The following is a 14398-nucleotide window of genomic DNA, read 5'->3' as shown; positions in this document are numbered from 1 at the left end:
GACCCACGCCGCCTCCGATCCCGGAGCGATCCTGGAGTATCCGATGGAACGGGCCGCCGGCTGCCCGTTCGCGCCGCCGCCGGAGGTCCTCGGCCTGGTGACCGAACGTCCGCTGTCCCGCGTCCGGATCTGGGACGGCAGCACTCCGTGGTTGGTCACCGGTTACGCCGAACTCAAAGCGCTGATTGCCGACCCGAGGATCAGTACCGACGATCACCAGCCCGGTTTCCCGCATTGGAACGAGGGCATGCTCGATATGGTGAATCACCGGGCCCGCTCGGTATTCAATACCGACGGCGAGGAACACAGCCGTTTCCGCCGGATGATGACCAAACCGTTCACGGTCAAACGGGTCGACGCACTGCGCCCGGCGATCCAGCAGATCACCGACGACCATATCGATGCCATCCTCGCCGGCCCGCAGCCCGCGGATCTCGTCGAAGCGCTCGCCCTGCCGGTACCTTCGCTGGTGATCAGCGAAATGCTGGGCGTGCCCTATGAAGACCACGAATTCTTCCAGCAACACGCGACAACCGGTGTGTCGCGTTTCGCCACCGCCGAGGAATCGGCGAAGGGGCGAGTGGGTCTGGCCCGCTATCTGATCGATCTGATCAAAACCAAAATGGAGAATCCGGCCGAGGATATGGTCACCGAACTCGCCGAGCGGGTCACCGCCGGCGAGATCTCCATGAAGGAAGCCGCCCAGATCGGCACCGGTGTGCTCATCGCCGGTCACGAGACAAGCGCGAATATGATCTCGCTGGGCACACTTGCACTGCTGGAGAACCCGGATCAGCTGGCTTTGCTGCGTGATACCGACGATCCCAAGGTCGTCGCCAACGCGGTCGAGGAACTGCTGCGCTACCTGAGCATCATTCAGAACGGGCAGCGCCGCGTCGCACTCGACGATATCGAGATCGGCGGGCACACCATCAAGGCCGGTGAGGGCGTGATCATCGACCTCGCGCCCGCGAACTGGGACCCGAACCAGTTCCCCAACCCGGACACCCTCGATCTGACCCGCCCCGCCCGCCTGCATGTCGGTTTCGGCTTCGGCCCGCACCAGTGCGTCGGCCAGCAGCTGGCCCGCGTGGAATTGCAGATCGTCTTCCGGACTTTGCTGAAACGGATCCCGTCCATGCGGCTCGCGATTCCGCTCGACGAGGTCGAATTCAAACACGACAAACTGGCCTACGGTCTGTACCGCCTGCCGGTGACGTGGTGAACCCGGACAACTGCGCCGAAAGGAGACTCAGCTGTGACGACCACCGCGCCCACTGATGTCTATTACGATCCCTACGATGTCGAGCTCAACGCCGACCCGTATCCCATGTTCAAGCGGCTCCGCGAGGAAAAACCGCTGTACTACAACGAAACCCATGATTTCTACGCATTGAGCCGGTTCGCCGACGTGAATGCCGCGCTGATCGACAAGGAAACCTTCAGCTCGGCCCGTGGTGCGATCATCGAGCTGATCAAGGCGAATATCGAGATACCTCCCGGTGTCCTCATTTTCGAGGATCCGCCGATCCACACCATGCACCGCAAACTGCTGTCGCGGATGTTCACGCCGCGCAAGATCTCCGCACTCGAGGCGAAGATCCGCGAATTCTGCTGCCGGAGCCTGGACCCGCTGGTCGGCACCGGGAACATCGATTTCATCGCCGATCTGGGCGCCCAGATGCCCATGCGCACCATCGGTATGCTGCTCGGCATTCCGGAAGAGGATCAGGAAGCGGTCCGCGATTTCGCCAACGAGCAGATGCGCACCGAAGAGGGCAAGCCCATGAAGGCCTCCACGGAGGGCATGGTCAGCGGTGAACTCTTCGAGAAGTATGTCGACTGGCGTACCGAAAACCCCTCCGACGACATCATCTCCGAACTGTTGAACGTCGAATTCGAAGATGAGACCGGCACCCTGCGCCACCTTTCCCGCGACGAAATCCTCACCTATATCAACGTCGTCTCCGGCGCCGGGAACGAAACCACCACCCGCCTGATCGGCTGGGCCGGAAAAGTCCTCGCCGAACACCCCGACCAGCGCCGCGAACTGGTCCGGAACCCGTCCCTGATCCCCGCCGCCGTCGAAGAACTACTCCGCTTCGAACCCCCGGCCCCGCATGTCGCCCGCTACGTCACCCGCGATATCGAATACCACGGGCACACGGTCCCCGAAGGCAGCGCCATGATGCTGCTCATCGGCGCCGCCAACCGCGACCACCGCCAATTCGCCCCCGACGGCGATGTTTTCGATATCCACCGCGAAAGCAAACCCCACCTCGCCTTCAGCGTCGGCACCCATTTCTGCATGGGTTCCGCGCTGGCGAGGTTGGAAGGCCGGATTGCCCTGGAGGAAATCCTGAAACGCTTCCCCGAATGGGACACGGACCTCACGAACGCCAAACTCTCTCCCACCTCGACAGTGCGCGGCTGGGAAAGCATGCCGGCATCGTTCTGACCTAACAGGTTGCCGGGGCAGAAGTGGTCGATCGCTTCTCCGCCCCGGCGGGGTCACCGACAATGCCTTCCGGTATCCGCGGTGCTCACGTGCCGGAGCCGGGCGACTGGTCAACTCCGTCCTCGGCCCACCGCGGATCGTCGCTCGAGACGTAACCGGTAGCCGGGCGCGGCCTGCCGGGGCGGGCGACATCGATGAAGTCGGCTGTGTCGAACGGTCCACTCAGTTGCGCTACCAGCGCCGGATCCGTGTAGATATCGGCTGTGTGCTCCCATGCGATCAGATTGCGCAGGAACGGAAGCCGATGCCCCGTATCCGCCGCGGAGGCCAGGTCGTCGAGGAGTTCGGTGATCATTGCCTCCGAAAATTCCTCGGGCAGTCGCCGGGACCACGGTATCTCCGCCAGGATCGCGTCAGCGGCCAGTTGTCGGTTCGCTGTTGCGATCCGGCCCAGGCACCGTACGGTCAAGTCCAGCGCAGCCTGTTCCGTGCGGTGCTGATCCTCATGCATGCGGATACCTTTCCTCAGGGTTGTGCTGGGTCGCCGTAACGGCACGGGCGCCGAGTCCGCCGCGCCGGTGGGATTACGAAAGCCCATATCGCAAGTGTGTGTGCCGGGGGTATGTGGCGTCGAGGCATTTGTTCGGTTTCCGGTCACCGCCGCTCACGCTCGGCGGACCCAGGTGCCCTTTACGCTGGGCTGATGTTCTTCATCGTCGGTTTCGGGACCAAGCGGCAGAACCTGGGCTTCGGGCAGACACGGACCTGTCCGCGTTGCCACAACACGACTCAGTGGCAGCGCGTGCGGGAGTTCAAGCAGTTCACGTTGTTCTTCGTGCCGGTCGCCCGGTGGAAGCGCCGTCAGTTGGAGGTCTGTGGTATCTGCGGCGCCGCGATCGAAGCCTGACAAAAGCACCGGCCGCGTTCGTCGTTGCGCTGCCCGGTGCGTGCGCGAGGGCGATACCGCTGCCGTGCCGGCAACTCTCACCGGGTCAGAGTGTTGCGACGTGCTGCTCCAGTACGGCGCGAATCGTGGTGCGGTCGACCGAGCCGTGTGGGGTGACGGCGTCCAAGGAGAGGCCGGAGATGAGTGCGGCCAGGTGTACGGCGTGGTGTTCGGGGGCGGGGGTGCCGGTGGCGGCCAGGGCGTCGACGAGGACCTGGCGTAGGTCCGCCGCCATCTGCCGGACGACGGGTTCGAACGCGAGGTTGATACGTGCGGCGGCGATGACCTCCATGAGGATGACCGCTTCGCGGTGCCTTTCGTCGTCCAGGGGGACCAATTCTTCGAGCAGTCGCAGCAGGTGGCGTTTCGCCGCAGCGCGGTCGCCGGGCGGCGTGGTGGTGTGGCGGCTGAGGCGCCGGCCCATCCGGTCGCCGACTTCGGTGGCCACTGCCACGACCAGCGCTTCGTGGTCGGCGAAGTAGTGGCGCACCGAGCCGATGTTCAACCGGGCTTCGGCGGCGACTTTGCGGAAAGTCGCGGCGGAGGGGCCGCCGGTCACGATGAGGTTCAGGGCAGCATCGACGATATGGCGGCGTCGAGCATCGGCATCGATCCGGATAGGCACGGGCACAGTCTAGAAAACCGCTTTCGGGTTACATCACACGTGTGATACAAAATCGGCGGTACGACATCCGACCACCGAGGAGAGCCGATCATGGACGAGGCCGAAGCCGTAGCCGCCAACCGCGCGAACTGGGACGAACGGGCCGATGTGCACCGGCGGTCCGAGATGTACGACGTCGATGCCTTCCTGGCCGACCCCGAGGACGTCTCCGTGGTGGTGCGCAACGACCTCTCGGTGCTGACCCCGCACCTGCCGGAAAACGGTATCCGGGGCAGATCCCTGCTCCACCTGCAATGCCACATAGGCACGGACACGGTGTCTTGGGCGCGCCTCGGCGCGGTCGATGTCTACGGTCTCGACTTCTCACCCAATTCGCTGCACCATGCCGACCGCATCGCCCGGGCCGACGGCCGCGAGATCACCTGGGTCGAAGGCGATGCGCGGTACGCATCCGCGTTGATCGAGCGGCAGTTCGATCTCGTCGTCACCAGTGCCGGCACCATCATCTGGCTGCCCGACCTCGCCGGCTGGGCCCGCTCGATCCACGACCTCCTCGCCCCCGGCGCGGTGTTCATGATCCGCGACGACCATCCGATCCTCGGTGCGATGGACTTCGAGCCCTGGCAGATCACCGACGACTATTTCGGTGGAACCGGCCCCCGGACCTATACCGATTCGGGTAGCTACACCGATAACTCGGCCGGGCAGATCACCCAGACCACGGTCCACGAATGGCGGCACGACCTCGGCGAGATCATCGGTTCGCTGCTGACCGCCGGACTGCGGATCGAAGCGGTCCACGAGCTGCCGTACATGGATTGGCGCGCCTTCCCGGATCTCGTCCCTTGCGCGCAGGGCTGGACTCTTCCGCCCGGCGCGCCCCGGATCCCGCTGAACTTCGCGGTAGTGGCCCGGCGAGTGTGACGGTGGCCGGTCAATTGAGTTCTCGACGCCCGCTCCGCAGTGAGAATGATCAAAGCGCCAGCATCGGGACTCGGCCAGGCGTGGCGAAACACTGACTTCTGGACCGATCAGCGTCCTTGCCTACTCATGTGCCTCGAATATCTGCTGGATGGGCACGTTGCGCAGACATAAGCCGATGGCCAGGGCTGCGATCGCCAGGACAGCGGCGCCGAGGCGGGCGGCAACGATGAACCCATCGGTGTACGCGGCGAACGCCTGCTGGAGGAATTGCGCCGAAACCGCGTCCGGCAGGCTCCGGGCGACGGCAACAGCCGCTCCGATGGATTCGACCGAGTTCTCTGCCGATGTGGGGTAGGCGTGCATCGCGGCGCCGTAGATCGTTGCGGTGACAGCGCCGAGAACGGCAATACCGAGTGCGCCTCCGAATTCGCTGCTCGTCTCCGCGAGCGCGGATGCGGCACCTGCCTTCTCCGGCGGCGCCGTGGCCAGCACGAGGGTGGTCGCCAGGGTGGCGGTCAGGCCGACTCCGAGCGTCAGCGCGCTGTAGCCGGCGACCAGTGTGCCGATATGTGAGCTCGGAGTGACGAAGCTGATGCCGACAAATCCGGCGGCTGCGATCAGGAGCCCGAGGGCGACCAGGATCCCTGTAGGGGTGGTTCGCGCAAGCATGGAGGCACAAGCCGCACCGATGAAACTTCCGGCGACTGTGGGCAGCATCCACAATGCGGCCGTCAGTGGCGTGTAGCCGAGAACGGTCTGGGTGTAGCTCGCCGTCAGCAAACCCGTCCCGGCAGCGGCGAAGACAACGACAGCGTTCGACAGGATCGAACCAGCGAACGCGGGCCGGCGAAGCAGGCGTAGATCGATCATGGGGCTGTCGGCAGTCAGCTGACGTGCTACGAAGAGTGCGAAGAAGGCCGCACCGACCATGATCGGTACAAGGGCAATCCAGTCGACGCCGCCCTCGGCCATCTTCTTGATGCCATAGACGATCGGCAGGATCCACGACGGCGTCAGTGCCGCGCCGAGGAGATCGAATCTGCCCGGCTCCGGGTCGCGGGACTCGCGAATCAGCAGCGGTGCGACGATCAACAGCAACACCATGACCGGGACGTTGACGAGGAAGACCGAACCCCACCAGAAATGCTCCAGTAGAAGACCGCCGATGATCGGGCCGATCGAAACACCGCCGATGAACGCGCTGGTCCAGACCCCGATGGCGAGGCGTCGTTGAGTCTCGTCGAGGAATATTCCGCGGATGAGCGATAAGGTGGACGGCGCAAGAGTCGCGCCGCCCAAGCCGAGAAGAGCACGCGCGGCGATGAGCATCTCCGCGCTGGAGGCGAATGCGGACAGGATCGAGGCGGCGCCGAACGCCGACGCGCCGATGATCAGCAGTCTCCGTCGCCCGATCCGGTCGCCGAGGTTGCCCATGGTGGTCAACAGGCCGGCCATCATGAAGCCGTAGATATCCATGATCCAAAGCAGCTGGCCGGCAGTGGGGTTCAGGTCCGCGCTGATCGACGGTGACGCCATGAACAGTACGGAGAGATCCATCGAGGCCAGCAGCGCGGGGAGCACCAGCACTGCCAGTCCGGCCCAGTCACGAGGGGATGCGTTGATGCGGGCCGGGCTGTTCACCGGTCGCCGCCCGCAATCTCCTGCACGGTCGCCAGCAGGCGCTTCCGCTCGTCGGGGCCGAGGTAGTATCCGTCGACGACAACGGCATGGATTCGCTGCGTATTTCGGATATCGGCCAATGGATCGGCATCCAGAATCACCAGGTCGGCGACACGGCACTCCTCGACCGTGCCGGCCCAATCCTCGCGACCCAGGAACCTGGCAGGTTCCAGGGTCGCGCATTGCAGGGCCCGCAGCGGGGTCAAGCCGGAGGCGACGAGTTGCTCGAGTTCGAAGTGCAGACTGAAACCGGGAAACAAGCCGGGGCCGACCGAATCCGTGCCGGCGAGCAACCGGACCCCAGCCTCGGCCATGGCACCCACGGTGACACGGCGCCAGTCGAGCAGATCGCTGTAATACGCGGCTTCCTCGGCCGGCCGGCCGCCGCCGCAGTAGATATGTGTTCTGAGGAAGTCCCAGGACTCCGGAGTGTGCGGGACCATGTAGTCCATCCGTTCGTCGTCGAGCCGGAACGACTCGGGCCGATCGACGACCGCGTGGACCGCAAGGGTCGGCGTGCACGCGACATCGGCCGCTATGAGCCGTTCGAACAACGAACCCGCCGCAGCGTGGTCGTACGAGGCGATACCGTCCGACTCGATCTGGCCGACCTGGCGTAACCAGCTGCCGAGGTGGAACTCCGGAGAAGTCTCGATCCCGGCCAGCGCGGCTTCGAGCCGCTCGACGTCCGACGATGTCGCAGCCCAGATGCCGAACATGTGTTCGAATGATCGCTGACCTGATTCGATCTGCTCCAAGAACGGCACATTGTCCGATCGATGGCCGGCTACGGGGATATCCCGGCGGTGTGCCTCGGCAAGAACTGCCCAGTATGCGTCGGGCGCGAGTCGCGAGTAGACCTTGATGAAATCCGCGCCGGAGTCGATCGCCTCGGATACGGCCCGTCGTGCCTGTCCGGGGGAGCTGATGGTCACGATCGGCGTATCGGGGACATCGGACCACAAGCCGGGGTTGCCGTCGAGGAGGGGGCTGGCGATGGTCATCCGTGGTCCGAGTATCTCGCCGGACTCGATCTTCTGGCGGATCCGGTGAAGCACCGGCCGGCCCCACATCTCCCGTACGGCGGTTACGCCATTGGCGACGTACAAGCCGGCGAAGTGCCTCGGGTCATCGGTCTCCGATTCACTGTGCACATGCATATCGGTGAGACCCGGGATGAGGTACTTGCCTCGCAGATCATGCACGTGAGCTCCGTCCGGAATCGGAACCTGCGCCGACGGCCCCACCGTCGTGATCATTCGGTCGATCGCGATCACGGTCTGGTCGGGCCGTGGCGCAGCACCGGTAGCGTCGATCACTGTAGCGCCGACGTATGCAACGATCTCGGTATGTGTCATGAGTACAGCGTATTTACGCACTAGTCACACGAAAGTCCATGCAGTGCACTTCCTTCTACTGTTGCCCGTCTGCGCGTCGAAAGGAAAGTCAGCGCCCAGTCCGCCGCCCCAGTGCACTAGTACACTTTCGGATGTGCCCGAATTGAATGACCTCCCATCCCAGCGAATTGCGGCAGCGTTGCGGCAGAAAATCGTCAGCGGAAAGCTCGGGCCCGGTGATCGGATTCCGTCCACCCGCCAGCTCGTACGCGACTGGGGAGTGGCCATGGCGACGGCGAGCCGCGCCTTGGCGATCCTTCGGGACGAGGGGTTGGTAACCACCCGGACCGGTTCCGGCACCGTGGTCCGTGGTGGTCACGGGACAAGTCGCCCGGCCCTCACTCGGGATCGAGTCCTCGGCATGGCTGTTCAGATGGCCGATCGTGAAGGCCTGGAGGCGGTGTCGATTCGCAAACTCGCCGGCGTGTTGAAAGTGTCCCCCATGTCGTTGTACCGGCACGTTGCAGGGCGCGACGAGCTGGAGACTTTGATGGTCCGCACCGTTTTCAAGTCGAGTCCGCTACCCGACCCCATGCCTGCCGGATGGCGCGAGCGACTCGAAACAGTCTATCGACGGCAATGGCGGCTGTATCGGGCTCATCCCTGGCTCGCGGAGCTGACCTTGGTGACCCGTCCACCGCTGGCCCCGGAGGCCATGCTGCACACCGAATGGGCCCTCGAAGCCCTCGCCGAACTACGGCTCGACGCGCCGACACGAGTCCGCACCGCATTGGCCCTGGCGGCGCTGGTTCACGGCCTGGCTCTGGGGGTGCTGCACGAAGTCCGCGCCGAACAACAGAGCCGCCTGCGCAACGAAGAGTGGTGGGCGACAATCGACGCCGAAGCATCCGAATTGCTCCATGGCGCCGACTTCCGCCGGCTCGCCGAACTGAACATGCTGCCCACTGAAACATTCGGCCTCACCGGGGTGGACGAAACATTCGAACTCGCCCTCGGGCACTATCTGGACGGGCTCGAGGCCCGGCAACAGTATCGCCGGCAGCATCCCTGATTTCGGGGGGGTGCCGAAACCCGCGGCGGGTACGTGCTGGTAGGAAACGGGATCGCCCACCACGGTGCTCTGGTGCCGACTGCTTCAGTCGAGGAACATATCGGGAATCGGATTCGCGCCGCCGCCATATTCCGACAGGTCGGTGCGGCCCGACTCGAGAAGCGCCGCGGCATCGATGTAGGTGTTGCCGGTGTTGAACTTGGCTTCGCGGGAAAGGATTTCGGCGGCTGCATCGCCCATGATCTGCGGGCTGCGGGAGGATTCCAGCAGGTTCGTGCCGTCGGGCAGGTTCGCGACAGCGGAGGTCGCGATATAGGTCTGCGGCCACAGGCAGTTCGCGGCGATTCCGGCGTCGGCGTATTCCGCGGCCCAGCCGAGCGTCAGCAGCGTCATCCCGTACTTCGAGAGCGTGTAGGAGGGGTGGGCGCCCAGCCAGCGCGGGCTGGTGTTCAGCGGCGGCGCGATGGTGAGGATGTGGGGGTTCGGGGCCTGGCGCAGATGCGGTAGGCAGGCCCGGGTCAGCAGGAAGGTGCCGCGGAGGTTGATCTGCTGCATCAGGTCGAACTTTTTCGCCGAGAGGTTCTCGGTGGGGTCGGTGGCGATGGCGCTGGCGTTGTTCACGCAGTAGTCGATGCGGCCGAAGCGTTCGAGTGCGGTCTCCACGACCCGCGCCACATCGGCTTCCTCCCGCACATCACCCACGACGGCGGCCGCCTTACCGCCGGCCGCCTCGATATCTGCGACTGCGGTGTGCACGGTGCCCGGCAGCTTCGGATGGGGCTGGGCGGTCTTGGCCAGGAGTACCACATTCGCGCCCCGGCGCGCCGCGGACAGGGCGATGGCCAGTCCGATACCGCGGCTGGCGCCGGAGACCACCAGGGTCCGGTCGGTGAGGTTCTGCTGCTCGGTCGACATATCACTCCTGGTCGATTACGCGTTCGCACGAAGCGGTATTGGCATTCTCATTTTCTGCAAGTATCGTATTCAACGATGAACGATGCAGTCCATACCTCCTCGGGTATCCCGCTCGAACCGGTCTACGGGCCGGCCGACCGGCATACCGAACCGCCCGCGCCCGGCGCGTTTCCGTTCACCCGGGGCAACTACGCCACCGGCTACCGGGGACGGCTGTGGACCTTCCGGCAGTACTCGGGATTCGGCACGGCCGAAGAGTCCAACCGGCGCTATCGCTATTTACTCGACCAGGGCGGCACCGGGTTGTCGGTGGCCCTGGACCTGCCCACTCAATGCGGGTACGACTCCGACGATCCCGAAGTGGGGGAGGAGGTCGGGCGGGTCGGTGTCGCGGTCGATACGCTCGCCGACGCCGAAATCCTGTTCGACGGCATCCCGCTGGACAAGATCAGCACCAGTTTCACCATCAACGGCACGGCCGCGATCCTGCTCGCCTTCTATGTGGCGGCGGCGGAGAAGAAGGGTGTGCCACGGGAGAAGCTCACCGGCACCATCCAGAACGATATCCTCAAGGAATACGCCTCCCGCGGTACCTGGATCTGGCCGCCGCAGCCCTCACTGCGGTTGATCGCCGACACCATCGAGTTCTGCGCCGCGGAGGTTCCGCGGTTCAACGCGATCTCGGTGGCGGGCGCGCATTTCCGTGATGCCGGCGCCACCGCGGTCCAGGAGATGGCGTTCACCCTCGCCGACGGTGTCACCTACTGCGATACCGTCGTCGAACGCGGCCGGATGAGTATCGAGAAGTTCGCCCCGCAGATCTCGTTCTTCTTCTACACGCACGGCGATTTCTTCGAAGAGGTCGCGAAGTATCGGGCGGGCCGCCGCCGCTGGGCGACCATTGTGCGCGAACGCTACGGCGCGACAACGGATAAAGCGTCGATGTTCCGGTTCGGCTGTGTGGCCGGTGGCGCCTCGCTCTATGCCCCCCAGGCGCAGAACAATCTCGTCCGCATCGCCTACGAGGCGATGGCCGCAGTACTCGGTGGCGTTCAATCGATGTTCACCGCGGCCTGGGACGAACCGTTCGCGCTGCCCAGCGAGGAATCGGCGACCATGGCGTTGCGCACCCAGCAGATCCTGGCCTACGAAACCGGTGTCACGCGGGTGGCCGATCCGCTGGGTGGTTCCTATTTCGTCGAGGCGCTCACGGACAAAACGGAGGAGGCGATCAAGGAGATCATGACCGACCTGGACAACCGGGGTGGGATGGTCCGGGCGATCGAAGACGGTTATCTGCAGGGCCTGATCGCCGACGAAGCATACAAACTGCACAAGGAGATCGAATCCGGCGCGAAACCAGTGGTGGGCGTGAACACGTTCGTCTCCGACGAACCGGCCCCGGAGATCTCTACCTACGAACTGGACGCCGACGGCCGGGAAACCCAGCTGAAACGGCTGGCCAACGTGAAGGCCGAACGGGATTCCGCTGCCGTACGCGACACCCTGGCCGCGCTGTCGCGGGCCGCGGAAGGAGACGACAACCTCATGCATCGGCTGATCGACTGTGCCAACGCATACTGCACGGTGGGCGAGATGACCGCCGCCCTCAAATCGGTATGGGGCGAATTCCGGCAACCGGTGGTGTTCTGATGACCGCACGCGTACTGGTCGCGAAACCCGGTCTGGACGGCCACGACCGGGGCGCGAAGATCGTCGCACGCACCCTGCGCGACGCCGGATTCGAGGTGGTCTACACCGGGATCCGGCAGCGTATCGAGGACATCGTCTCGATCGCGGTGCAGGAAGACGTGGCCGTAGTGGGTTTGAGCATCCTGTCCGGCGCCCATGTGGCCCTGACGAAACGAGTGGTCGACGCCCTGCGTGCCGCCGACGCCGGGGATATCGCGGTGGTCGTCGGCGGCACCATCCCGCAGGGCGATATCGAGAAGTTGCAGGAGGTGGGTGCCGCCGCGGTTTTCCCGACCGGCACCCCGCTCGACGTCCTGGTCACCGCGATGCGGGAGCTCACCGGGACCACGGCCCCGTCCTGATCTCCTGGACGCCCGGCGTCCGGGTTCGGAGCCGCCGCCGTGACGGTGGGCGGCGGCTCCCCTTAATTCGTTTGTGAGAGTGGAGGAACCGTGCGTATCGGTGTGATGATCGGTCCCGAGCGCGGCGATACCGTGCGTAAGGCCGCCCGGATGGTCGACGACATCAAATGGGCCGAATCGGCCGGTATGGACACCGCGTGGATTCCGCAGATCCCCACGGATTTCGACGCGCTGGTGACGGTCGCACTGCTCGGCGCGGCAACCGAGCGGATCGAACTCGGCACCGCGGTGGTGCCGTTACAGGCACAGCACCCGATTGCCCTCGCCCGGCAGGCGTTGTCCGCACATGCCGTGGCCGGCGGCCGGCTCGCGCTGGGAGTAGGGCCTTCGCACCACTGGATCGTGCAGGACATGCTCGGTCTGCCCTACGAGAAGCCGGCCGCGTATTCGCGCGACTATCTCGAGGTGCTGAATCCGGCGTTGAGCGGGCCGGGGACGGTGGAGGTCTCGAACGGCAGCTTCACCGTGCACAACCAGCTGGATCTCGGACCGGTGGCCCCGCTGCCGGTGCTGATCGCGGCGCTCGGACCGGTGATGCTGCGGATCGCGGGTGAGCACACCGACGGCACGATCCTGTGGATGGCCGATGAACGTGCCATTGCCGATCATGTGGTTCCCCGGATCACCAAGGCCGCCGCCGATGCCGGCCGCGCAGCCCCGCGTATCGTTGCCGGCCTGCCCATCTGCCTGTGCGCTTCCGGTGAGATCGATACCGCCCGCGAACGCGCCAACCGCATCCTCGGTGAAGCCGAAGTTTCCCCGAACTACCAGCGGCTCCTGGAAAAGGGTGAGGCCAGGGATATTGGCGATATCTGCATCGCCGGCGACGAGGAAGCCATCGCGGCGGGCCTGCGCCGCTATGCGGAAGCCGGCGCGACCGACCTGTCCGTGCGCCTGCTGCCTATCGGGGACAACCGTGACGAGCTGGTCGCCTCCAAACGCCGGACCCGCGAGATGATCGCGCAGATCGCGAAAGACCTGCGATGAAGCGATCAGTCCGCCCTCGCCAGGGTTTCCGGGAAACGCGCGAGCCCGCGCCGAAGGAGCCTCGGTGAGGCAATACCTCCGCTTTCGCCGCGGCCTGTGCGGGCCGTATCAACTCGCACCCGAGGAGTTCAGATGAATACGGGGCCCTTGAGCGGTATCCGGGTGCTCGAGGTGGGCACCATGCTGGCCGGCCCCTACGCCACCATGATGCTCGCCGACCTCGGCGCCGAGGTCACCAAACTCGAACCCGCCGGCGGCGATATCTCCCGCAAGGTCGGCGATTCGTACTTCGCCAGTCTCAACCGCGGCAAGCGCAGTATCTGCCTGGATCTGACCTCGGCCGCGGGACAGCGTCGGCTGGGTGAGCTGGCCGCCGAATCCCACGCGCTCCTGGTGAATCTGAAACCCTCCGCCATCCGCAAACTGGGCCTGACCTACGAGGCGCTGCGTCACCACAACGAACGTATCGTCTGCGTCGCCCTCACCGGTTTCGGGCTGAACAACGGGGACGATCCCGCCTTCGACTACGTGGTCCAGGCCGCCACCGGCATCGCCGCCCTCACCGGCGATCCGGCCGGCCCGCCCACCCTGCCCGGCTACTCCTCCGCCGACAACTCCACCGGCCTCACCGCCGCCCTGGGCCTGCTCGCCCAGATCGTCTCCGGTAACGGCGGCCAGATCGACGTATCGCTGCGCGATGTGATGCTCTCCCAGCTGAACTACCATGCCGCCGCCTACCTCGACAACGGAATCGAGCCTCAGCGGCGCCCGCACGGCGCGCACTCTTATTACGTTCCCGCCCAGCTGTTTCCGACCTCGGCCGGCTACCTGGCCCTGTTCATCACCCACGACACCTTCTGGCGGACGTTCTCGAAGGAGGCCGGGATCACCGGCTATGACACCATGGCCGAGCGGACGGCCCACCGCGACGCTGTGCTGGAGTCGGTGACGACCGCCCTGCGCACCGATACCGCCTTCTCCTGGGAGGCCCGCCTGCGTCCGCTCGGCGTTCCCGCCGCCGCGGTGCGCACCCTGCCGCAGGCACTCGACGACGCCCCGGAAATGGTGGTCCGGGCGGGCGGGCACCGGCTGGTCGCCTCGCCCATCCGGGTGGCCGGCTGGACCCCGGATTACCGTCCGCCGCCGCGGCTCGGCGAACACGGCCGCATCGGGGAATAGGACGGCCGCGGCCGCGGCGAGGCCGAGCTCGGGAAGTCCGGCGTGGAAAGCCGGACCGTCCGCTGATGCCAAGCAATACGATGGAATTCGGCGCATGCTATCTTTTGCCCACAATCGCCGGCCGGGTCGGTATCACGCGACTGGAGCCCGGTGGACCGCTA

General features: G+C 65.4%; 14 protein-coding genes. 9 read left to right on the top strand and 5 right to left on the bottom strand.

Annotation, left to right across the window (positions count from 1 at the left end; all coding sequences use genetic code 11):
• The first annotated feature begins 43 nt into the window (after positions 1–43).
• Positions 44–1225, top strand: coding sequence for a cytochrome P450 (locus tag QH196_RS17265; protein ID WP_280416841.1), 1182 nt, complete (start codon positions 44–46; stop codon positions 1223–1225).
• 33 nt (positions 1226–1258) lie between these two features.
• Entirely contained in the window at positions 1259–2458 is a 1200-nt protein-coding gene (locus QH196_RS17260; protein WP_280416825.1) for a cytochrome P450, read from the top strand.
• Positions 2459–2543: 85 nt separating this feature from the next.
• Here the strand turns inward: QH196_RS17260 and QH196_RS17255 are convergent, their stop codons facing one another.
• Positions 2544–2969, bottom strand: coding sequence for a hypothetical protein (locus QH196_RS17255; protein WP_280416824.1), 426 nt, complete (start codon positions 2967–2969; stop codon positions 2544–2546).
• Positions 2970–3161: 192 nt separating this feature from the next.
• Here QH196_RS17255 and QH196_RS17250 point away from each other — a divergent pair, with 192 nt between their 5' ends.
• Complete coding sequence (locus tag QH196_RS17250) at positions 3162–3365, top strand: zinc-ribbon domain-containing protein (RefSeq protein WP_280416823.1); 204 nt, start codon at positions 3162–3164, stop codon at positions 3363–3365.
• Between the two features lie 85 nt (positions 3366–3450).
• On the opposite strand, the gene QH196_RS17245 is transcribed toward QH196_RS17250, so the two are convergent.
• A complete protein-coding gene (locus tag QH196_RS17245) occupies positions 3451–4029 on the bottom strand; it encodes a TetR/AcrR family transcriptional regulator (protein WP_280416822.1) in 579 nt (192 codons plus the stop codon).
• A 90-nt stretch (positions 4030–4119) separates the two neighbouring features.
• Between QH196_RS17245 and QH196_RS17240 the strand changes: the two genes are divergently transcribed.
• Positions 4120–4953 carry a class I SAM-dependent methyltransferase gene (locus QH196_RS17240; RefSeq protein ID WP_280416821.1) on the top strand — a complete coding sequence of 278 codons (834 nt, stop codon included), beginning with the start codon at positions 4120–4122 and terminating at the stop codon, positions 4951–4953.
• A 120-nt stretch (positions 4954–5073) separates the two neighbouring features.
• On the opposite strand, the gene QH196_RS17235 is transcribed toward QH196_RS17240, so the two are convergent.
• Positions 5074–6594 (bottom strand): MFS transporter, encoded by a 1521-nt coding sequence (locus QH196_RS17235; RefSeq protein ID WP_280416820.1) that lies wholly within the window; start codon positions 6592–6594, stop codon positions 5074–5076.
• Positions 6591–7991: an amidohydrolase family protein gene (locus QH196_RS17230; protein ID WP_280416819.1), complete on the bottom strand. Its 1401-nt coding sequence runs from the start codon at positions 7989–7991 to the stop codon at positions 6591–6593. Before QH196_RS17230 ends, QH196_RS17235 begins: the two co-directional genes overlap by 4 nt.
• A gap of 133 nt (positions 7992–8124) precedes the next feature.
• Between QH196_RS17230 and QH196_RS17225 the strand changes: the two genes are divergently transcribed.
• Positions 8125–9042: a TetR/AcrR family transcriptional regulator C-terminal domain-containing protein gene (locus tag QH196_RS17225; RefSeq protein WP_280416818.1), complete on the top strand. Its 918-nt coding sequence runs from the start codon at positions 8125–8127 to the stop codon at positions 9040–9042.
• 84 nt (positions 9043–9126) lie between these two features.
• Here QH196_RS17225 and QH196_RS17220 read toward each other — a convergent pair whose 3' ends face one another.
• Positions 9127–9957 (bottom strand): SDR family oxidoreductase, encoded by an 831-nt coding sequence (locus QH196_RS17220; protein WP_280416817.1) that lies wholly within the window; start codon positions 9955–9957, stop codon positions 9127–9129.
• A gap of 75 nt (positions 9958–10032) precedes the next feature.
• Between QH196_RS17220 and QH196_RS17215 the strand changes: the two genes are divergently transcribed.
• From QH196_RS17215 to QH196_RS17200, 4 genes are all read left to right on the top strand, one after another.
• Positions 10033–11610: a methylmalonyl-CoA mutase family protein gene (locus QH196_RS17215; protein WP_280416816.1), complete on the top strand. Its 1578-nt coding sequence runs from the start codon at positions 10033–10035 to the stop codon at positions 11608–11610.
• Positions 11610–12011 carry a cobalamin B12-binding domain-containing protein gene (locus tag QH196_RS17210; protein WP_280416815.1) on the top strand — a complete coding sequence of 134 codons (402 nt, stop codon included), beginning with the start codon at positions 11610–11612 and terminating at the stop codon, positions 12009–12011. Before QH196_RS17215 ends, QH196_RS17210 begins: the two co-directional genes overlap by 1 nt.
• Positions 12012–12101: 90 nt before the next feature.
• A complete protein-coding gene (locus QH196_RS17205; protein ID WP_280416814.1) occupies positions 12102–13058 on the top strand; it encodes a TIGR03564 family F420-dependent LLM class oxidoreductase in 957 nt (318 codons plus the stop codon).
• Between the two features lie 132 nt (positions 13059–13190).
• Positions 13191–14237, top strand: a complete 1047-nt coding sequence (locus QH196_RS17200; protein ID WP_280416813.1) for a CaiB/BaiF CoA transferase family protein — start codon at positions 13191–13193, stop codon at positions 14235–14237.
• Positions 14238–14398: the final 161 nt, after the last annotated feature.

This window comes from Nocardia carnea (assembly GCF_029868325.1).
Lineage (GTDB): Bacteria > Actinomycetota > Actinomycetes > Mycobacteriales > Mycobacteriaceae > Nocardia > Nocardia carnea_C.
This window is presented reverse-complemented; position numbering and strand designations above follow the sequence as displayed.